Below are 20,318 nucleotides of genomic sequence, written 5' to 3'. Positions count from 1 at the left end.
GCAGGATTCGACGCACCGCGTTATGCTTGCGCCAGCTTGACAGGCGGGAGCCGCTCGACGATGAACACGACGTTCGCCACCGGCAGTGCCATGCCGGCGCCGGCCGCAGGGCCGGCCTCCGACATTCCGACGTTTCGGTCGATCGCCGCGATCGCGGCCGTGCTGCTCGGCGCGATCATCGCGACGCTGACGTCGCGCATCACGTCGCTCGGGCTGGCCGACGTTCGTGGCGCGCTGGGCGTCGGCTTCGACGAAGGCGCGTGGATCAACACCGCATTCACCGCATCGCAGATGTTCGTCGGGCCGCTCGCGATCGCGGCGGCCTTCATGTTCGGCACGCGCCGCGTGCTGGTCGCGGGCGCCGTGGTGTTTCTCGGCGCGGAAACCGTGCTGCCGCTCTGCACGCAATTCGGCGCGTTCATCGTGTGCCAGGCGATCGCGGGGCTCGCGTCCGGCGTGTTCGTGCCGCTGACGATCGGCTTCGTCGTGCGCACGCTGCCGCCGCGGCTGATTCCGTTCGGCATCGCCGCCTATGCGATGAATCTGGAGATGTCGCTGAACCTGTCGGCCACGCTCGAAGGCTGGTACAGCGAACACCTGAGCTGGCGCTGGCTGTTCTGGCAGAACGCGGCGCTGACCGTGCCGTTCATCGCGTGCCTGATGCTGTCGCTCCCCGACGAGCCGATCAAGCGCTTCGCGTCCGGCATCGACGCGCGCGGGATGCTGCTCGGCGCGGGCGGGTTCGCGTGCCTGTGCATCGCGCTCGACCAGGGCGAGCGGCTGTTCTGGCTGCAGTCGCCGCTGATCGTCGCGCTGCTGGCCGCCGGCATCCTGATGATCGCCGCGTTCCTGATCCACGAACTCGCGTCGCCGCGCGCGGGCATCGATCTCGGCTACCTGGCGCGGCCCAACATCGCGCTGCTGATCGTGCTCGTCGGCCTCGTGCGCTTCACCGTGCTCAACACGAGCTTCATCCCGTCGCTGTTCCTTGCCAGCACCTACGGGCTGCGCCCGCTGCAGATCGGCGATACGCTGCGCTGGATCGCGATTCCGCAACTGCTGTTCGCGCCGTGCGTCGCGCTGTTGCTGCAGCGTGTCGACCCGCGCCGGCTGATCGTCGCCGGCTTCGCGATGGTGGCGATTGCGTTCGCGCTCGGCTCGCGGCTCACGCCGGTATGGGCCGAGCCCGATTTCATTCCGTCGCAATTGCTGCAGGCGCTCGGCCAGACGATGGCGCTCACATCGGTCATCGTGTTCTTCGGCCGGCACGTGACGGCCGAGCATGCGCTGACGTTCGGCGCGGTCGTGCAGACGACGCGCCTGCTGAGCGGGCAGCTCGGCACGACGTCGATCGCGGTGATTCAGCGGATCAGGGAGGCTACCCATTCGAATCTCGTCGGTCTGCATGTGTCGCTGTCGGATCCGGAAACGCTCGAACGGCTGCGGGCCGGCGCGGCGTCGCTGGTCGCGCATGGCGCCACGTTCGCGACGGGCAACCAGGCGACCTACGCGCTCGTCGATCGCGCGGTGCGCGTGCAAGCCACGACGCTCGCGCTGGCCGACAACTTCCGCGTGGCGATGGCGTTCGCGCTCGCCGGCGCGCTGCTCGGCATCCTGCTGCGCCCGGTGCGGGCGCCGTGAGCGCGGCGCCGCGCGATCTGAAATTTCCTGAAAAGTCCTGAACGGCACGTGTGCGGCGTCCGTCGCGGCGGCATGCGCGCCGCCGCGGCGGACGGCGCGCTTACGCCTGCAGGAACGCGAGCAGCTCGGCGTTGATGCGATCGGCGTTCACGACGCACATCCCGTGCGCGCCGCCCTCGATCACCTTCAGCACCGCGTGCTTGACGATTTTCGACGACAGCCGCGCCGAATCGTCGATCGGCACGATCTGGTCGTCGTCGCCGTGCAGCACGAGCGTCGGCACGTCGAACTTCTTCAGGTCCTCGGTGTAGTCGACTTCGGAGAACTCCTTCACGCACAGATACTGGCCGTGAATGCCGCCCATCATCCCCTGCGACCAGAACGCGTCGATCGTGCCCTGCGACACCTTCGCGTTCGGGCGATTGAAGCCGAAGAACGGTACCGCGAGATCCTTGTAGAACTGCGAACGGTTCTCCGCGACGTTCTTGCGGATGCCGTCGAACACGTCCATCGGCAGGCCGCCCGGATTGGTCGGCGACTTCACCATCTGCGGTGGCACCGCGCCGATCAGCACGGCCTTCGCCACGCGCTTCGTGCCGTGACGGCCGATATAGCGCGCGACTTCGCCGCCGCCGGTGGAGTGGCCGACGAGCGTGGCTTCGCGCACGTCGAGCGCATCGAGCAGCGCGGCGAGATCGTCCGCGTACGTGTTCATGTCGTTGCCGCGCGACGGCTGGCTGGAGCGGCCGTGACCGCGGCGGTCGTGCGCGATCACGCGATAGCCGCGCTGCACGAGGAACAGCATCTGCGCATCCCATGCGTCCGCGCACAGCGGCCAGCCGTGCGAGAACACGACCGGGCGGCCGCTACCCCAGTCCTTGAAGTAGATCTGCGTGCCGTCCTTGGTGGTGATGGTGTTCATCGTCTGCGCGCCTGCATGGGCTGAAGAGGGGCTGTGGGACGGCGTGCCGGCGGCGGCCGCCATCGCGGGCAGCGCGGCTGCGGCAACGGCCGTCGCGCCGGCGAGCAGCATGTCGCGGCGGCGGGCCGACGCAACGGCATCGGTCGGTTCGGTATGCATCTGGACTCCTGGGGTATGCGGCGGCGAGGCCGCACGGGATGGTGGATCGGTGGCGGCCGGCCGCGGCCATCCCGCCCGGCAGCCGTCCGGCGTGCGCCGCCGCGCGGCGACTGGCGCGCGCGGACGAACGAATGCCGTCGGGAGCGTATCCCGACGCGGTGCGCGCCGTACTGAAATCCGGCTGAATTTTCTTGAACGCCGCGGCGCCGCGCGCGAATTTGCCGCATTGCAGAAAAATTAAGCGCGGGACCGGGACTCTTCAGCGCGCGGCGGCTATCGTCAACATCGGGTCACCGCCACACGTTGCGCGCCACGCGAACGGGCCGGCAGGGCCCGCGCCGCCCGTCACCTGCCTGGATATGCCGCCATGGACGCCTTCAATCGCTGGGAGCACATGATCACGTCGCTCGGACCGATGCCCGTCGCGGGCGTCCGGATGCTGCCGATGCCGCGCACGCGGGACACGGACGGCGCGCGTCGCCCGCATCGGGACGATGCGCCGGTGCCGTCGAGCGGCGACGTGCGCCGCCGCAGCGCGATCGTCGCCGTCGAGCGGCAGACCGATTCGTCGATGCTGGTGTCGTGGAGCGATCCGACCCGCTGCCGCTACGACGAACAACGCTGGATCTGCGCGAAGGCGCGCAGGCTGGCACGCTGCGCGCTCACCGGGCAGCCGATCCGGATCGGCGACGCGATCTACAAACCCCAGTGGCGCGGCGAGAAACGCCCCGCGAACTGCCGTGAGATGGTTCTCGCGACGGCGCTCGAGCAGTTCGTCGCCCGGCAGTCCCGGGCATGACGCGCCGCGCCGCACGCTTCGGCCGCGTCCGCGGCTTCCCTACCCGCAAGGAACCCTCATGAGCACGTTCACCACCCGCGACGGCGTGTCGATTCACTACAAGGACTGGGGCAGCGGCCGCCCGGTCGTGTTCATTCACGGCTGGCCGCTGAACGCCGACATGTGGGACGTGCAGATGCATCATCTCGCGTCGCACGGCCTGCGCTGCATCGCGTACGACCGGCGCGGCTTCGGGCGGTCCGGTCAACCGTGGAGCGGATACGACTACGACACGCTGGCCGACGATCTCGCGACGCTGCTCGACACGCTCGACCTGCATGACGTGACGCTCGTCGGCTTTTCGATGGGCGGTGGGGAGGTCGCGCGCTACATCGGCCGGCACGGCACGCGCCGCATCGCGAAGGCGGTGCTGATCGGCTCGGTGACGCCGCTCGTCGCGCGCCGCGACGATCATCCGGAAGGCGTGGACGTCGCGGTATTCGACGGCATCCGCGCGGGCATCGTGGCCGATCGCGCGGCGTTTTTCGACGGCTTCTGGCCGCTCTTTACCGGCTCGAACCGCGGCGGCTCGACGGTGTCGCGGGCGGCGCTGGGGTGGACGTCGGTCATGGCGCTGCAGGGCGGGCTGAAGGGCACGCTCGATTGCGTCCGCGCGTTTTCCGAAACCGATTTCCGCGCCGACCTGCAACGGTTCGACGTGCCGACGCTCGTGATTCACGGCGACGACGACCAGACGGCGCCGCTCGCGCTGACCGGCGCCGCCACCGCGAAGCGCGTCCCGCATGCGACGCTGAGCGTCTACGAAGGCGGCCCGCACGCGCTCTACCTGACGCACGCGGCCAGGCTGAACGACGAACTGCTGGCGTTCGCGCAGGCCTGAGCCCGCGCCGCAGGCCGGCCCGGCCTGCGGCGAATCGCGCGCAAACGCGGGCAAACGAGCCGACGGATATTCGGCGGCCACAATAGAGGCGTCTGAAATAAACCGGCCGGTCAATCAAAACGAAAATGTGCCGCATTGCGCCGATCGAAAATCGTTTCGTCTGATATAACGAAATCGCATTCATCGGCGCATCCACGATTTGCACATGAAACGTGCGCGGCCCTGCCGCATGTCGGTGCGGGGCGAAAAGCAGCGTTTCCCGACGGCATTGTTCGTCATTTCAAAAAATTCGTGTCGTTCATTCTGATAATTTGAATCATTCGACCATGCAAATACCGTAGCATTGATGCCGAACCGGCCCCCGATTTCAGTGGGGCGCCGTTGAATGTCACCCTCAAGAAATTCTCATGATCCGGATTGGAACACTTCACGTTTTTCTCGACAGACGTGAAATTCGTTCGAACGGCAAGCTGCTGCGCATCGGCAGCCGCGCATTCGAAATTCTCGAGCTGTTGATTCGGGCGGACGGTGCGCTGGTATCGAAAGACGACATCATGCAGCGCGTATGGCCGCACACCGTCGTCGAGGAAAACAACCTGCAGGTGCACATCGCTTCGCTGCGCAAGGCGCTGGCCGGCGACCGGAACCTGATCGTGACGGTGCCCGGCCGCGGCTATCGTCTGGTCGTCGGGCAGGACGACGGCGACGCGCCCGTGCGTCCCGCGATGGGGCGGCCGTCCGCCGCGCCGAGCGCGTTGTTCGGCCGCGAACAGACGGTCGCCGACGTGCTGGCCGCGCTGCAGGGCGCGCGCGTCGTGACGCTGGTCGGCGCGGGCGGCATCGGCAAGACGCGGGTCGCGATCGAAGCGGCGGCGCGCGCCGCCGCACGTTTTCCGGAAGGCACCGTATTCGTTTCGCTCGCCACCGTCGCGTGTCCGCGCTTCGTGCCCGACGCGCTCGCCGGCGCGTTCGGCATCACGCAGCCGATCGGCTCGCTGACGCTCGAAGCGGTGCTCGCCAGCGTCGCGCGTCGGCGGATGCTGCTCGTGCTCGACAATTGCGAGCATCTGCTCGACGCCGCCGCGCAGATCGCGAGCGCGCTCACCGATGCGGACGACGGGCTGTGCGTGCTCGCGACGAGCCGGGAATCGCTGCGCATCCACGGCGAGCGCGTGTGCCCGGTGCCGCCGCTCGACGTGCCCGACGAAGGGGCCGGCGATCGCGAGGCGATGAGCGCGAGCGCGGTGCAGTTGTTCGCGGCGCGTGCGCGCGCGGCCGATCCGCGTTTTCCGCTCGATGCGCGCAGCCTGTCGTTGATGGCGTCGGTCTGCCGCCGCCTCGACGGCCTGCCGCTCGCGATCGAGCTGGCCGCGGCCCGCGCCGCCGTGCTGGGCATTGACGTGCTGGCCGCCCATCTCGACGATCACTTTCGGCTGCTGACCGGCGGTTTTCGCACCGCGTTGCCGCGCCATCAGACGCTGCAGGCGATGGTCGACTGGAGCTACCGGTTGCTCGGCGACGCCGAGCGCCTGCTGCTGCGATGGCTCGGCGTGTTTCGCGACGGCTTCTCGATCGAGGCCGTGCGCGAGGTCGTCGGCGCCAACGGGCTGGCCGGCGCCGACCTGCTCGATACGATCGCCGGCCTCGTGTCGAAGTCGCTGCTGATCCTCGAAACCGCACACGGCGCACCGCGCTACCGGCTGCTGACGACCACGCGGGCCTACGCGCAACAGCAGCTCGACAGTCACGGCGAAGGGACGGCTGCCGCGCGCGCGCATGCGACCTACTTCCTCGCGTTGTTCCGGCGCATGGCCCACGGTGGCGACGAGCCGCGCGGCGAGGCCGGCAGCACGACCCGGCTCGATGCGGTGCGGCGCGAGCTCGGCAATCTGCGGGCCGCGCTCGACTGGGCGTTTTCGGCGCAGGGCGACGCGGCGCTCGGCACCGCGCTCGCGGCCGTCGCGGTGCCTTGCCTGTTTGATCTGTCGCTCGTCGACGAATGCCGCGAGCGGGCACGCGTCGCGCTCGATGCGATGCGCGACGCGGACGCGACCCCCGTGTCCGACGATGCGCGCGTGCGGTTGCTGGCCGCGTATGCGGCCGCGCTCGCGCATACCGCAGGGTCGACACAGGTCGTGCACGATGCGTGGTCGGAGGTGCATGCGCTCGGACTCGATGCGGCCGAGGCCGAGCGGCCGACGCGCGAGTCGTGACGCCGGGTCCGTCGCGCGTCTCCGATGCTTCAGAACGATTCAGCCCGGTTACAGGACGGCCGCAGGCGGCACGCGTAGATTGCGTGGACGGAGGGCGCCCGCACTCCGTCGGCACGCGTGCGCGCCGACCCCGTGCGCTCGCCGGCATCGCGCGACACCACTGAACGCCGGCGCGGCGAAACGCCCCGGGGTGCACGTCGCCGCGCATCCCGCTCAATCGACGAACCGGCGCATGAAACCTGATCCTTCCGACCTTTCCCGTCACGCGACCGACCTCGGCCTGCTGTTCCTGCGTGTCGCCGCCAGCGTGCTGCTGCTCGTGGTGCACGGCTTGCCGAAGATCGTCCATTACACGGCCGAAGCCGCGGCCATCGAAGATCCGTTCCATCTCGGCCGCACGCTGTCGATCCTGTTCGCGATCTTCGCGGAGGTCGTGTGCCCGATCTTCATGATCGTCGGTCTGTACCCGCGGCTGGCGGCGCTGCCGGTGATGGTCGTCACGCTCGTCGCGCTGGTGTTCGTCCATCCGGACTGGCCGCTGCGCGATGCGCAGTTCGCGTGGATGCTGCTGATCCTGTTCGGCACGATCGCGATCGCGGGCGCCGGCCGCTATGTGTTGCCGTTGCCGGGCATCGTGCGTCGGCGTGACTAGCCGCAGCCCGCGCGTCGGCGGGCAGCACGCGATGTGCCCGACGATGCCGTTCCCGCGGCGAGCTGCGTGCTGCCGCTTCGCCCTTTTCGCGCGCCGCGCTGGCGATCCGACATGTTGAATTTCTCCGATACGGCGATCTACGGCGCGCCGATCGTGCTCGCCGATCTCGCCGCGTGGCGGCTGTTCGGGCACGATCGCCCCGTGGCTCGCGCCATCCGGCGCTGTGCGGCGTTCGCCGCGCTGAGCGCGGTGCTGTTCGCGACCGGCGTCAGCCCGCTTGCCGTTCCCGCGTCGCTCGGCGGGCTCGACCGGATCGTGGTCCAGGCCGTGTGCATCGCGTGGTGGCTCCAGTGCGCGATCGTGTTCAGCCTGCTGCTCAATCATCTGCTGCTGCCGCGTGCGTGGCACAGCCAGCGGCTCTTTCACGACATCGCCGCGGGCATCGTGTTCGGCGCGGCCGCGGTGGCCGCGCTGGGCTACGTGCTCGGCCTGCCGTTGAGCGGTCTGGTCGCGACCTCCGGCGCGGTCGCGGTGATCCTCGGTCTCGCGCTCCAGAACACGCTGAACGACGTGTTCTCCGGGCTCGTGCTGAACACCACGCAACCGTTCAGACTCGACGATACGGTGTCGATCGGCGAGCTCGAAGGGCGGATCGTCGAGAGCAACTGGCGTTCGACGAAGCTGATCGACAACCTCGGCAACCTGGTCGTCGTGCCGAACAGCTCGGCGGCGCGCGCCACCATCGTGAACCTGAGCGAGCCGGCCGGCCTGCACGGCGTCACGCTCGTGCTCGACCTCGATCCCGCGGTGCGGCCGGCCGTCGCCGTCGGCGCACTGGAGCGGGCCGCGGCGAGTTCGCTCGACGTGCTCGCGCGCCCCGCGCCGATTGCCGTCGTGAAGGCGTTCCGCGCGAACGCGATCCAGTACGAACTCGTCTGCTACGTCGACGCGCTGCAGAAGAAAACGACCGTGCGCAACGCGCTCTACGATCTCGCGCATCGGCACCTGGCCGCGGCGGGCGTCGCGTGGCGGCCGCTCGTGGGGCCGGCGCCGGTGTCCGCATCGTCGTCGACGTCGCAAGCGGATCCGGTATCGCGTCGGCTGCTGCTGTTGCGCGCGGTCGAACTGTTCGCGCGCGTCGACGACGACGATCTGGCCGTGCTGGCCGATGCGCTGGTCTCGCGTTCGTTCGGCAAGGGCGACGTGATCTATGCGTCGAATTCGGAGTCGCGCGTGCTGACGATCGTCGAATCGGGTGTCGCGGCGGTGTTCGTGCCGGGCGCGTCCGGCGACGTCGAAGTCCGGCGGATGGCGCCGGGCGATGCGATCGGGCAGTCGGTGGTGCTCGCCGGCACGCGGCTTCACGCGACCGTCCACGCGGTGACCGCGATGACCGTGCATCAGCTTCGCAGCGAGGATCTGTCGGCGCTGATCGGCCGGAAGCCGGCGCTCGGCAGGCTGATGTGCGAGTCGCTCACCGACCATATCGCGACCGAGGAACGAATGATGATTCCGCCGGTCGAGAAGGCGCACGCGGGGTTCAGCCTGATCGGCTGGCTCGAGAAGGAAATGAAGCGGCTGCACGATTCGCTCGGCTGACGCCGGGGTGGGCCGCGAGGGGCCGGCAGCGGGGGGATCGGCATGCGCTTTTTTTCACGGTGCGTGGCGCCGTGCCGGGGGCGCTGGATGACGCGCGCTGCCGGGCCGTCAGCCATCGACGAGGCGGCCGCGCGTGCGACCCCGCCGTGCCGCCGGGCCGTGAACGCGCGCGTCAGTCCGGCGTCGTGAAACGTTCGACGAGATCGGGCTGGTCGAGTTGCTCGACCCACCAGTGCAGCGCGCGGCCGGCCTCGTCGCCGCGCCACGCGAGATAGCAGTGCGTGGTGTCGCGCATGCCCGTCACCTGCCGCGCGACGAGCTTGCCGTCGGCGATCGCGCGCGCCGCGATGCATTCCGGCAGCGTGCCGACCGCGAGCCCTTCGCATTGCGCTTCGAGTTTCGCGGCCAGCGTCGGGACCGCGAGGGTCGGCTGGCCCGCATCGATCGCGACCGACTGCGGCTGCAATTCGCGCGACGTATCGCTGATCACCGCGCCGCGATACCGGACGACCGACGCCATCGCCAGCGGTTCGGGCATCGATGCGAGCGGATGGGTCGGCGCGACCGCGAACACGTGCTTCAGCGAGCCGATCGGCCGCGCGACGATGCCCGGCAATTCCGGCGGTTCGCCCGCCGCGCCGACGACGAGATCGGCCCGGCGCGAAATCAGCGCATCCCACGCGCCGCCGAGCACTTCGGTCGACAAACGCAGCCGCGTGTCCATCCCGAGCGCGTAGAACCGGTGCACGTACGGCCACAGCGCATCGAACGGCAGAATTTCGTCGATACAGACACGCACTTCCGTTTCCCAGCCCTGTTGCGCACGCAGCGCCTTCATTTCGAGTTGCTCGGCCGCGCGCAGCAGGCGCCGGCCCTCCTCGACGACGATGCGTCCCGCATGCGTGAGCTTCGCGCGGCGTCCGCTGCGGTCGAACAGCGCCACGCCGAGATCGCTTTCGAGTTTCTGCACCAGATAGGTCAGCGCGGACGGCACGCGATGCAGCAGTTCCGCGGCTTCGGCAAAGGTTCCGGTGCGGTCGATCGCGTCCAGGGCTTCGAGCGCTTCGAATGACAGCTTCATCGCGGATTCCGGTAGAGGTGGCTGGCGCATCATACCAGCGCCGGGGCGGCATGAGCAGCGTGCGTCGCCGCGATTTGCTAGAGTGGCGGGTATCGTCATTCGCGACCCGCATCGCCCCATGAGCGCCCCTCAGCCGGATACCGCACCGTCCGATTTCCTCCCGGCCGACGTCAGGCAGACCGTCGTCACGCAAGCGTTGCCGCACGGGCAAATCGGTATCGTCCGACTCCAGAGCTTGCGCCGGAACATGGGGCTGACCGCACCGTACGAACTCGAGAATACGGATCTCATCGTATTGCAGTTGCGTCCGTTCGGCGAACAGGATCTGTGGCTCGATGGCCGCCCCGCACCGTTCGTCCCGTATGACGCGGGAACCGTGTCGATCTACGATCTCGACCGCCGCTGGGTGGCCGACCTCAAGGGCGCGTTCGATTGCCTGCATTTCCACCTGCCGCGCCACACGCTCGAGGAAACGGTCGACGACCTCGGCGGCCGGCAGCGGCCGCAGCTTTACCTGCCGCCGCATCTGAGCACCCACGACTCGATCATCCACGCGCTCGGCCAGTCGCTACTGCCGGCGCTGGCCCGGCCGGGCGAAGCATCGCAGATCTTCATCGATCACGTGGGGCTGGCGTTTCAGGCACACGTCGCGCACCGTTACGGCGGCGTCGGCGAACGGCGGGAAAGGTCGGACGGCAAGCTCACGCCGTCGCAGGCGCGGCGCGCGCAGGAGCTGTTGCTCGCGCACCTCGACGGCAACATCGGGCTGGCCGACGTCGCGAGCGCGTGCGGGCTGTCCCGCAGCCATTTCGTCAAGGCGTTTCATCGAACGACCGGGCTGCCGCCGCATCGCTGGCTCGTCGTGCAGCGCGTCGAACGGGCGAAGGAATGGATGCGCAACCCGAACGTGCCGTTGAGCATGATCGCCGTTGCGTGCGGCTTCGCCGATCAGAGCCATTTCTCGCGAACCTTTGCGCGATTGACCGGTGTCACGCCACGCCGGTGGCGCGCGGACCATACGTGAGCGTCGCGATACGACGGAGGCGGGGCGCACGGCATGACACACGCGGCGACGTGCAGGCATGCGACTTGCGTGCGAGCACGGGCCGCATCACATCGGAGGTTTTCATGAAACGACACTGGCCGCGACAATCGATGCTCGCGATAGGTGTGTTCGCAACGTTCGGCTTGCATGCCGCCATCGCATCGGCGGCAGCCGACGTGTCGATCAGCCGGGCCGATTACGGGACGACCGCGAGCGGGCAGGCGGTGAGCCAGTACACGCTCGCGAACCGGCACGGCGTGACGCTGAAAGTGATCACGTACGGCGGCATCGTGACGGCGCTCGACGTGCCGGACCGCACCGGCCACGTTGCCGACATCGTGCTCGGCTTCGATTCGCTGCGCGACTACGAAGCGCACAACGGCAACATCCATTTCGGCGCGCTGATCGGCCGGTATGCGAACCGCATCGCGGGCGGGCGTTTCGCGCTCGACGGCAGGACGTGGACGCTGCCGGTCAACGACGGGCCGAACACGCTGCACGGCGGCCCCGACAGTTTCGACGCGAAGGTGTGGAAGGTCACCGGCACGCACAGCGACGCGGCCGGTTCGAGCGTCACGCTGCGCTACGTGAGCCCCGACGGCGAGAACGGCTTCCCCGGCACGTTGACGACGGACGTGACCTACACGCTGACCCGCGACGACCAGATCCGCATCGACTACCGCGCGACGACCGACAAGGACACGGTCGTCAACCTGACCAACCACAGCTACTTCAATCTGGCGGGGCACGCCGGCGGCAGCGTCGAGCGGCAACTGATCGAGATCGCCGCCTCGCGTTTCACGCCGACCGACGATACGTCGATTCCGACCGGGCAACTGACGAGCGTCGCGGGCACGCCGATGGATCTGCGCCAGTTGACGCCGATCGGCGCGCATTTGCGCGATGCGTATCCGCAGTTGGCGATCGCGCATGGCTACGACCAGAACTGGGTGCTCGACCAGGGCGGCCAGCCGGCGCCCGCGTTTGCCGCGCGCGCCTACGACCCGGCGTCCGGGCGTTTCCTCGAGCTGTACACGACGCAGCCGGGGCTGCAGTTCTATACGGCCAACGGGTTGAACGGCAGCGTCGCGGGCAAGGGCGGGACCGCCTACCGGCAAACCGATGCGTTCGCGCTGGAAGCCGAGCATTTTCCCGATTCGCCGAATCGCCCGGCTTTCCCGTCGACGGTGCTCAAGCCGGGCGACACGCTGCACGAAGTGACGGTGTGGCGGGTGGGCGCGCGATGAGCGTCGGCGTCGGCATCGGCGGGCGCGCGTCGATCACACGTTGATCGTGCCGCGCCCGATTTCGATCACGCGGCCGCCGACGCCGATTTCGCCCGCGGCATCGACCGACAAGTGCAGCAGGCAAGGCCGGCCAACGGCTTCGCCTTGCTCGACCCGAAACGCGGCCGGCAGATCGTGACTGGCGGCAAGCAGCCAACCGCCCAGGTTCGCACAGGCCGAACCGGTGCCCGGATCTTCCGACACGCCGCCGCCCTGCTTCACGAAGAAGTAGCGGGACACGACCGTTCCCGGGCGTGCGTCGTCGAACGCGAATACATAGGCGGTCTTCCGGCCGAGGCTGCTTCGCGGCCAGATGTCGAGGTGCGCGCTGTCGGGCTGCGCGCGTCGCACGGCGGCCGGGTCCTTGAGCGCGACCAGCAACTGGTCGGCGCCGGTGTCGACCCACAGCGGCGGCGCGAGCAGGTCGTCCTCGGCGAGCCCGAGCAGCGCCGCGATCCGCGCATCGGACAACGTGCACGGCGCCGTGTTCGGCATGCCGGCGTGCGGCGCGATGAAGGTCCACACGTCGTCGTGCGCGGTGACGTCGACGACGCCGGCCTTGAATTCCAGCGTCAGCGCATCGCCTGCGTTGAGCCGCTCGCGCACGACGTGCGCGGTGCCGAGCGTCGGATGGCCCGCGAACGCCATCTCGTAGCCGGGCGTGAAGATGCGCACGCGTGCATGCGCCCGCTCGGACGGCAGCACGAAGGTCGTCTCCGACAGGTTGAACTGCACGGCGAGCGCCTGCATGGTCGCGTCGTCCATGCCGCGCGCATCGTCGAACACGCAAAGCGGATTGCCGCCGAACGTCGATTCGGCGAAGACGTTCAGCAGGCGGAAGGTGTAGGGGGTCATGGGCATTTCGTATGGATCGCAGCCGGGAAGGGCATGCCGTACGCCATTGTGCCTGCATGATTCGACGAAGGTGGCGGCACACGTGCCGTCCGGTTTTCATGCATGATCGGTGTGCACCGATTCGCTGACGGCGAGCCGGCAGCGGCAGTCGGTTTTTGCGCCGGAACAGACGATCACGTTCGAAGGGGTGCGATGAGCAATCGCGTGCGACCCCGGCTTTCACGCATGCAGGAGGAAGACATGACATCCGACGAAGGCGTCCTGCATCCCCGCGACGCGCCTACCGGTTCACCGTACACCGCGCTGGAAACGATCGTGCGCGGCGTGGAAGCGCTCCGGATTCCCGCCGATACGGAGTGGCCCACGGCGCGGCTTTACCTCACGGACAACGACCGCCAGTGGAAATTCTCCGCCGTGCTGGTCCCGATCGTCGCGCGGCGCGAGCCGACGATCCTGCTCACCAAACGATCGTCGGGGCTCAGCGAATATTCGTCGCACGTGAGCTTCCCGGGCGGCCGCCCGACCGAGTCCGACGCGAGCATCGGCGCGACCGCATTGCGCGAGTCATTCGAGGAAATCGGCCTCGATCCCGCTGCGGTGCGCGTGATCGGCAGCCTGCCGATTCACAAGACCCGAAAGCGGAATCACGCGATCTTTCCGGTGGTCGGCATCGTGCCGGAAGCCGCCGCGTGGGCGGCCGCGCCGGCCGAAGTCGAGGAAATTTTCGAGTTCCCGTTCGCCGCGCTGCTGAATCCGGATCTGCCGCGGCAATACGCGGACGGCGAACGTGCCGGCGGCTGGTATTGGGCGGATCAGCCGCAGGACATCTGGGGAGTGACCGCGTTCATCCTGAAGTCGCTGGCCGGCCTCGCGCTCGATGCCGCGCGATGAACGCGTGCGTCGCGGTCGGCGTTCAGCGCACGTGAATGGCATCAATGCGACGACACGAACACCGCATCGTCGAACGCTTCCGGGATCGCGAAGCTCGCGCGCATGCGCTGCGCTTCCTTCGCCGGCGTCGAACCGAACAGGCGCTTGAACTCCCGGCTGAACTGCGACGGGCTCGTGTAGCCGACCGCGTAGCCGGCCGCCTCCGCCGTCAGGTCCTGGCGCACCATCAATAATCGCGCCTGATGCAGGCGCGTCGACTTCAGGTACTGCATCGGCGACACCTGCGTGATCGCCTTGAAGTGACTGTGAAAGCTCGGCACGCTCATGCCGGCTGCGTCGGCCAGTTGCGACACGTCGAGCGGCCGCGCGTAATCGGCGTGGATCATCCGCAACGATCGGCCGATCCGGCCGAATTGCCCGCGCATCGCCAGCGCGCTGCGCATCGCGTTGCCCTGCGCGCCGGTCAGCACGCGGAAATACAACTCGCGAAGCAGCGCCGGGCCGAGCACCGCGGCGTCGAGCGGCCGCTGCATCGCGTCGACGAAACGCAGCACCGATGCGTGCATCGCTTCGTCCATCGGCGTCGACATCATGCTCTTCGGCGCCTGCACGGTTTCCGCGACGCCGGCGCGGTCGATCTGCGCGGCGAGTTCGGCGGCCAGCGTGAAATCGAGGTGCAGGTACAGCGCGAGCAGCGGGCGCTCGGGCGTCGCGTCGGTCTCCATGCTGAACGGGACGGGCACGGACACGGCCAGGTAATGGTGTTCGTCGTACAGATAGCGCTCGCCGCCGAAGTAGCCGCGCTTCGATCCCTGGCACACGATCACGATGCCCGGGTCGTACAGCACCGGCGTGCGCGACAGCGCGCGGTTCGAGCGCAGGACGCGCACGCTCGGCAGCGCGGTCAGGTTGTAGCCCTCGTCGGGCGCCAGCGCGCGCAGCAGCGTCACCAGGCGCTTTCGGTCACGCGGCGACAGCAATGGAGGTCGGGCGGAGGCGGGCACTGTGCTCATAGTTTTGTGCAAGAAAATCAGCGGAATCGGGCTTATTCGGCGTCGTTCGTCAGACTAGTATGCACGCTTCAATCCACATTCGGGAGAAGCTCGCATGGCATCCGGCAACCTCATGCTCATTACCGGCGTCAGCAGCGGTTTCGGCCGCGCGCTGGCCCAGGAAGCGCTGGCCGCCGGTCACACGGTGGTCGGCACGGTACGCAGCGAGCAGGCGGCGCGCGCGTTCGAAGCGCTGTCCGCGCAGGCGGCCGTCGCGCGCGTGCTCGACGTGACCGATTTCGAGCGCATCGACGGCGTCGTCGCGGACATCGAGGCGAACGTCGGGCCCGTCGACGTGCTGGTGAACAACGCCGGTTACGGGCACGAAGGGATCATGGAGGAGTCGCCGCTCGACGCGATGCGGCGGCAGTTCGACGTGAACGTGTTCGGCGCGGTCGCGATGATGAAGGCCGTCGTGCCGTTCATGCGCGAGCGCCGGCGCGGCCGCATCCTGAACATCACGTCGATGGGCGGGCACATCACGATGCCGGGCATCGCGTACTACTGCGGCAGCAAGTTCGCGCTGGAGGGTATTTCCGAGACCGTCGGCAAGGAGCTCGCGCCGTTCGGCATCGCGGTGACGGCCGTCGCGCCGGGTTCGTTCCGCACCGACTGGGCCGGCCGCTCGATGGCGCGCACGCCGCGCTCGATCGCCGACTACGATGCGCTGTTCGACCCGATCCGCCGCGCGCGCGAGGAAAAAAGCGGCAAGCAGCCGGGCGATCCCGCGAAGGCCGCGCGGGCGATGCTCGCCGTGATGGCAGCGGACCATCCGCCCGCGCATCTGCTGCTCGGCAGCGATGCGCTGCGGCTCGTGCGCGACAAGCTGGCGGCGCTGGACGACGAAATCCGCGCGTGGGAAGCCGTGACGGTGTCGACGGACGGCTGACGCGCTGCGTCGTTCGTTTCCTGCCGGTGAATGATCGGCCATCGCATTGCACGATGGCGTCGCGATTTCACAATAAAGCCGATAATGACGGCGGCCCGTTCGCCACGTTCATCCACCTCACAGGAGCACCGCGATGCCGTACGTCACCACGAAGGACAATGTCGAGATTTTCTACAAGGACTGGGGCCCGAAAGATGCGCAGCCCATCGTGTTCCACCACGGCTGGCCGCTGTCCAGCGACGACTGGGACGCGCAACTGCTGTTCTTCGTCCAGAACGGCTATCGCGTGATCGCGCACGACCGGCGCGGCCATGGCCGCTCGGCGCAGGTGTCGGACGGTCACGACATGGATCATTACGCGGCGGATGCATTCGCGGTCGTCGAAGCGCTCGACCTGCGCAATGCGGTGCATATCGGTCACTCGACCGGCGGCGGCGAAGTGGCGCGCTACGTCGCGAAGCACGGCGAGCCGGCCGGCCGCGTCGCGAAGGCCGTACTGGTCAGCGCGGTGCCGCCTCTGATGCTGAAAACCGAATCGAACCCCGAAGGCCTGCCGCTCGAGGTGTTCGACGGCTTCCGCAAAGCGCTCGCCGACAATCGCGCGCAGTTCTTCCTCGACGTGCCGAGCGGTCCGTTCTACGGGTTCAACCGCGAAGGTGCAACCGTGCATCAGGGCGTGATCCGCAACTGGTGGCGGCAGGGGATGGAAGGCAGCGCGAAGGCGCATTACGACGGCATCAAGGCGTTTTCGGAAACGGATCAGACCGACGACCTGAAGTCGATCTCCGTTCCGACGCTCGTGCTGCATGGCGAGGACGACCAGATCGTGCCGATCGCGGATGCCGCGCTGAAGTCGATCAAGCTGCTGAAGAACGGCACGCTGAAGACGTACCCGGGCTATTCGCACGGGATGCTGACGGTCAACGCCGACGTGCTCAACGCCGATCTGCTCGCGTTCGTGCGGGCGTAAGGATGGCGGCGCCGGCCCGCTGCGGCGGGCGGCGCCGTGATTGAAGGCGGGCGATCCGGCCGCGGCTGCGATCGCCCGCGCCGTGTTTTCACCCGCTAACCGTTGCGCAGGAATACGACATAACCGCGAAACCACGGATTCGACGCGAGATACGGCGGCGCATCCCATTCGCCGCCCTGGATCACGCCGATCCGAAACGGCAGTTGCAGCCGCGCGACGCGCGGCAGGTACGCCGCATAGTCGGGAATCGTGCGGCGGCCCTGGTAGGTCTGCACGACCACCTCGTCGACGATCCCCTTGAGCTGGTTGACCTGGTCGGTATCGATGCGGCTGCTCCAGTCGAGCAGCCCCGTGATGCTGAGCCGGCAATCGGCGGGCAACGTATCGCGCAACGTGCGCAGGAACGCAAGGTAATCCTGAAGATGACGCGTGCCGGCATCGAAGTCGATCTGGATGCCGGCGATCGTGCGACCCGACGCACGCCAGCGTGCGAGCTGCGCGAGCATGATCTGCGTGACGCGCGGCGTCCAGCGCAGCGTATGCGCCCGATAGACGAGCCACACGCGCGCATCGGGCGCGGGCGGCAGCGCGACGCCCTGCGCGATCACGCGCACCTGCGACTCGTCTTGCGGCGACGCTTCGATCTGTCCTTGCAGCACGTAGACGATGCGCGCACCGCGCACGACCGCCTGCGGCTTCACGCCCGCCCACAGCCAGAACGCGTCGTACCGCGCGGCGTCGACGGTGCCGCCGAGCGCGACGCGCGCGGCCAGCAGCAGCGCGACGCACGCGATGCGCTTCATGCGGCGCTTACCAGTAGTAGCGGAGCTTCTGCGCCCACGGGCTGCCCGGATAGGCGGTCTTCAGCGTGTCGAACCAGCGCTTGCGCGTGCTCTTCGGCACGTCCTTGCCGCCGCATTCGTTGGAGCCGCCCGGTGCATAGCACTTGATCGCGCGATAGAACGCGTACGCGCGGTCGTTCGGGTTCGCCTGCGTATCGGCCATCACCGTCACGTAGCTCGACATCCGCTCGTACGGCTTGCCCGCGAACTGCGACGGCGTCGCGCCGAGCGTCGGCGGCACGCGCGTGGCGGCCGTATTCGACGCGTTGCGGATCCACAGCGGCACCGGATCGCTTTCGAGGCCGGACATGGGCGGATGCAGCCGCACGAAATCGGCGAGGCAGTTCAGCCCTTTCGGATCGGCGGGATTCTGCTGCAGCGTCGCGGCGATGTCGCGCGCCGACAGGCACGTGTAGCCGTCTTCGTTTTTCGCGCCGGCCGCGACGAACGGCTTCACCGGATCGGTGGGCGTGCCGGGCACCAGCGCGGTATCGGCGAGGAAGTCCGCGTAGTGCGAACGCGTGAGCTCCTTGTACAGCAACGTGTACAGCGCGGTGCTGCGCAGCGCGCCGGTGGTCGCCTGATTCTGCGCCTGCGCGCGCAGCAGGTCGGCATTGGCCGTGCGCTGCAGCAGCACCCCGCGGATCGCGGCGTTCTGCACGGGCGAATCGTCGGCGAACGCGTCGTTGACGAGCCCGGCCTGCTCCAGGTTGATCGCGAGCGCGAGTTCGAGCATTTCGCGCTGGAAGCGGAACGTCGCGAGCGGGATCAGGTCGCGCCACAGCTGGCGGGCCTTGTCGTTCTGGCCGCTGTCCTCCAGCGCGAACCCGCGCAGCGCCTGCTGGCTCAGCCCGAAGTAGTCGAGCGGCGCGGCGGGCGTCTGCGGCAACAGGTCGAGGGCGGCGTCCGGCTTGTGCCCGAGCTGCACGTACCAGGTCGCGAGCAGGTAGTCGTACAGCGCGGGCGCGTTCGCGAAGCGCGGCTTCTGCGCCTGCAGCTCGTCCAGCGTCATCGGCTTGCGGCTCGCATCGGTGCTGTCCGACGTGCGCATGCGCTGCAGGTCGACGGTGGCGAGCACGGTCGGCGACTGGATCTGGCGCGCGTCGAATTCCGGGCCGAACAGCAGCTTGCTGTCGAGTTCGTTCGCCAGTTGCATCAGCGGCACGTTCGACGTCGCCGGCGACCAGCGCGCGAGCGCATGGCCGTACAGGTCCGCCTGCTGCGTGACATTGCCGCCGAGCCACGCGACCCGTCGCAACAGCCCGCTCGCGGACACCGCATAGCGCCCCTTCGGATATATCTTCAGGTAGGTCTGGAACACCGTGTTCGCCGCGTCGAGCGATACCTTCGTCACGCGCGCGCGCGTCGGCGTCGGGCTGTCGTTGTCGAATGCGTTGGCTTGCGCGGCGTTCAACTGCGCGCGCCCGGCCATGTACAGGCCGGTTTCCTTCAGCCACGGGTCCGCGCTGTGCGAGGCGTTCGCGAACGCGCGGGTCGCGGTGAGGAAGTCGGCGCGGTAGAACGCGTTCGTGCCGTCGAGGTACGCGGCGAACTGCTGGCCGAGCGGCGACTTGACCGGCGGCTTCGTCCACGCGGCACTCGCGCCGCCCGCGGCACAGGTCTTCTGCGCGATGTCGGCGCGCGCCGCGCGCAGGCGCGCGGCTTCGTCGGCGGGCAGGCCGCCGGCGCCGCCCAGTGCATCGTTGAACGCGTCCGCGCCCGCGCTCATGCTGCGGCAGATGCTGCCTTCGCCGTCCGCGTACCGGTTCGACGACGCATCGGCATCCGCCCCGCCGCCGGTCTTGTCGGGCGCCTTCTGGCCGATGTCGATCCATCCGGAGAAGTCCATCGGGAACGGCACGACGATCCGGTCGATCCGCTCTTTCGCGGGGATGGTCTTCGGGTCGGGAAACACCTGCGCGACCTTGGCGCTGTCGACCATCATCAGCATCGCGTTGATGCGCGTGTCGTTGGCGGGCGTCAGCATCGGTACGTTGCCGCACGAGTAGGACGTCTGCCGGAGCGTGTTCGGCACGTAGCAGCCGTCGTCTCCGCTCGCATGGGCGGCCGGCATCCACAGCAGGCTGGCCGCCAGCGCGGCGAACAGGTTTCGGTTCAGCGTCGGGTTTCTTGGCATTTTTCTTGTGTCGGGTAGGGGGCCGCGACGGCCGGTTCTCTCAGGGGGCGCGTTGCCCCGGCGCGTATCGTACCTCACGGGCCGTCATGTCCGGCAGTGTGCCGGCCTGCCAGCCGCGCCGGGGGCCGACGCCCGCGAAACGGAAATCCACTCAGTGTGGACGCAACGCCACCTTGAATCCGGATCGCTTGAATTAAGATGCAGCCGGCAGTGGCGGACGTCCGACGATGGACGACCTGACGGGGGCCGCGCTGCACGACGGGGAGGGCTGCCGAAAGCGGCATTCGCGTCGATCCGCACGACGGAAGCGATCATGAAATGGACACGGGAAGATGCCGGTTTCCATGCCTGTTCAATAGCATTGCTTAACGATTGTGCGGGCGAAACGATGCGTCGTATCCGCCC

17 protein-coding genes are annotated in these 20,318 nt (G+C 68.4%); 11 read left to right on the top strand and 6 right to left on the bottom strand.

Annotation, left to right across the window (positions count from 1 at the left end; all coding sequences use genetic code 11):
• Positions 1 to 60 precede the first annotated feature (60 nt).
• Positions 61 to 1,641, top strand: a complete 1,581-nt coding sequence (locus tag J8I33_RS30215) for an MFS transporter (protein WP_050014139.1) — start codon at positions 61 to 63, stop codon at positions 1,639 to 1,641.
• A 100-nt stretch (positions 1,642 to 1,741) separates the two neighbouring features.
• Here the strand turns inward: J8I33_RS30215 and J8I33_RS30210 are convergent, their stop codons facing one another.
• On the bottom strand, positions 1,742 to 2,563 hold the full coding sequence (locus J8I33_RS30210) for an alpha/beta hydrolase (RefSeq protein WP_175978571.1): 822 nt from the start codon (positions 2,561 to 2,563) through the stop codon (positions 1,742 to 1,744).
• Between the two features lie 526 nt (positions 2,564 to 3,089).
• Between J8I33_RS30210 and J8I33_RS30205 the strand changes: the two genes are divergently transcribed.
• The 5 genes from J8I33_RS30205 to J8I33_RS30185 all read left to right on the top strand — a co-directional run bounded on the left by J8I33_RS30205 (position 3,090) and on the right by J8I33_RS30185 (position 8,865).
• Positions 3,090 to 3,521, top strand: a complete 432-nt coding sequence (locus tag J8I33_RS30205; RefSeq protein WP_050014141.1) for a DUF3331 domain-containing protein — start codon at positions 3,090 to 3,092, stop codon at positions 3,519 to 3,521.
• Positions 3,522 to 3,579: 58 nt separating this feature from the next.
• Positions 3,580 to 4,401: an alpha/beta hydrolase gene (locus J8I33_RS30200; protein WP_050014142.1), complete on the top strand. Its 822-nt coding sequence runs from the start codon at positions 3,580 to 3,582 to the stop codon at positions 4,399 to 4,401.
• A gap of 407 nt (positions 4,402 to 4,808) precedes the next feature.
• On the top strand, positions 4,809 to 6,614 hold the full coding sequence (locus J8I33_RS30195; RefSeq protein ID WP_209939662.1) for a winged helix-turn-helix domain-containing protein: 1,806 nt from the start codon (positions 4,809 to 4,811) through the stop codon (positions 6,612 to 6,614).
• Between the two features lie 232 nt (positions 6,615 to 6,846).
• Positions 6,847 to 7,266, top strand: coding sequence for a DoxX family protein (locus tag J8I33_RS30190; protein ID WP_050014144.1), 420 nt, complete (start codon positions 6,847 to 6,849; stop codon positions 7,264 to 7,266).
• Between the two features lie 111 nt (positions 7,267 to 7,377).
• Positions 7,378 to 8,865, top strand: coding sequence for a mechanosensitive ion channel family protein (locus tag J8I33_RS30185; RefSeq protein ID WP_209939661.1), 1,488 nt, complete (start codon positions 7,378 to 7,380; stop codon positions 8,863 to 8,865).
• Positions 8,866 to 9,037: 172 nt separating this feature from the next.
• On the opposite strand, the gene J8I33_RS30180 is transcribed toward J8I33_RS30185, so the two are convergent.
• Positions 9,038 to 9,946: a LysR family transcriptional regulator gene (locus J8I33_RS30180; RefSeq protein WP_089471125.1), complete on the bottom strand. Its 909-nt coding sequence runs from the start codon at positions 9,944 to 9,946 to the stop codon at positions 9,038 to 9,040.
• A 118-nt stretch (positions 9,947 to 10,064) separates the two neighbouring features.
• Between J8I33_RS30180 and J8I33_RS30175 the strand changes: the two genes are divergently transcribed.
• On the top strand, positions 10,065 to 10,970 hold the full coding sequence (locus J8I33_RS30175; protein ID WP_050014147.1) for an AraC family transcriptional regulator: 906 nt from the start codon (positions 10,065 to 10,067) through the stop codon (positions 10,968 to 10,970).
• Positions 10,971 to 11,074: 104 nt separating this feature from the next.
• The gene (locus J8I33_RS30170) at positions 11,075 to 12,238 is read left to right on the top strand and encodes an aldose epimerase family protein (RefSeq protein WP_209928344.1); all 1,164 of its coding nucleotides are present in this window, start codon (positions 11,075 to 11,077) and stop codon (positions 12,236 to 12,238) included.
• Between the two features lie 33 nt (positions 12,239 to 12,271).
• Here the strand turns inward: J8I33_RS30170 and J8I33_RS30165 are convergent, their stop codons facing one another.
• Positions 12,272 to 13,132 (bottom strand): PhzF family phenazine biosynthesis protein, encoded by an 861-nt coding sequence (locus tag J8I33_RS30165; RefSeq protein ID WP_209928349.1) that lies wholly within the window; start codon positions 13,130 to 13,132, stop codon positions 12,272 to 12,274.
• A 240-nt stretch (positions 13,133 to 13,372) separates the two neighbouring features.
• Between J8I33_RS30165 and J8I33_RS30160 the strand changes: the two genes are divergently transcribed.
• Entirely contained in the window at positions 13,373 to 14,023 is a 651-nt protein-coding gene (locus J8I33_RS30160) for a CoA pyrophosphatase (protein WP_245170479.1), read from the top strand.
• A 41-nt stretch (positions 14,024 to 14,064) separates the two neighbouring features.
• On the opposite strand, the gene J8I33_RS30155 is transcribed toward J8I33_RS30160, so the two are convergent.
• Positions 14,065 to 15,036: an AraC family transcriptional regulator gene (locus J8I33_RS30155; protein WP_050014150.1), complete on the bottom strand. Its 972-nt coding sequence runs from the start codon at positions 15,034 to 15,036 to the stop codon at positions 14,065 to 14,067.
• A 94-nt stretch (positions 15,037 to 15,130) separates the two neighbouring features.
• On the opposite strand from J8I33_RS30155, the gene J8I33_RS30150 reads away from it, so the two are divergent.
• Both J8I33_RS30150 and J8I33_RS30145 read left to right on the top strand, forming a co-directional pair.
• Positions 15,131 to 15,964 (top strand): oxidoreductase, encoded by an 834-nt coding sequence (locus J8I33_RS30150; protein ID WP_124595365.1) that lies wholly within the window; start codon positions 15,131 to 15,133, stop codon positions 15,962 to 15,964.
• Positions 15,965 to 16,097: 133 nt separating this feature from the next.
• Positions 16,098 to 16,934 carry an alpha/beta hydrolase gene (locus J8I33_RS30145; protein WP_050014152.1) on the top strand — a complete coding sequence of 279 codons (837 nt, stop codon included), beginning with the start codon at positions 16,098 to 16,100 and terminating at the stop codon, positions 16,932 to 16,934.
• Between the two features lie 95 nt (positions 16,935 to 17,029).
• Here J8I33_RS30145 and J8I33_RS30140 read toward each other — a convergent pair whose 3' ends face one another.
• Positions 17,030 to 17,737: a DUF3142 domain-containing protein gene (locus J8I33_RS30140; RefSeq protein WP_050014153.1), complete on the bottom strand. Its 708-nt coding sequence runs from the start codon at positions 17,735 to 17,737 to the stop codon at positions 17,030 to 17,032.
• A 7-nt stretch (positions 17,738 to 17,744) separates the two neighbouring features.
• A complete protein-coding gene (locus J8I33_RS30135) occupies positions 17,745 to 19,913 on the bottom strand; it encodes a hypothetical protein (RefSeq protein WP_209939660.1) in 2,169 nt (722 codons plus the stop codon).
• Positions 19,914 to 20,318: the final 405 nt, after the last annotated feature.

The organism is Burkholderia sp. AcTa6-5, assembly GCF_017815075.1.
GTDB lineage: Bacteria > Pseudomonadota > Gammaproteobacteria > Burkholderiales > Burkholderiaceae > Burkholderia > Burkholderia sola.
This window is presented reverse-complemented; position numbering and strand designations above follow the sequence as displayed.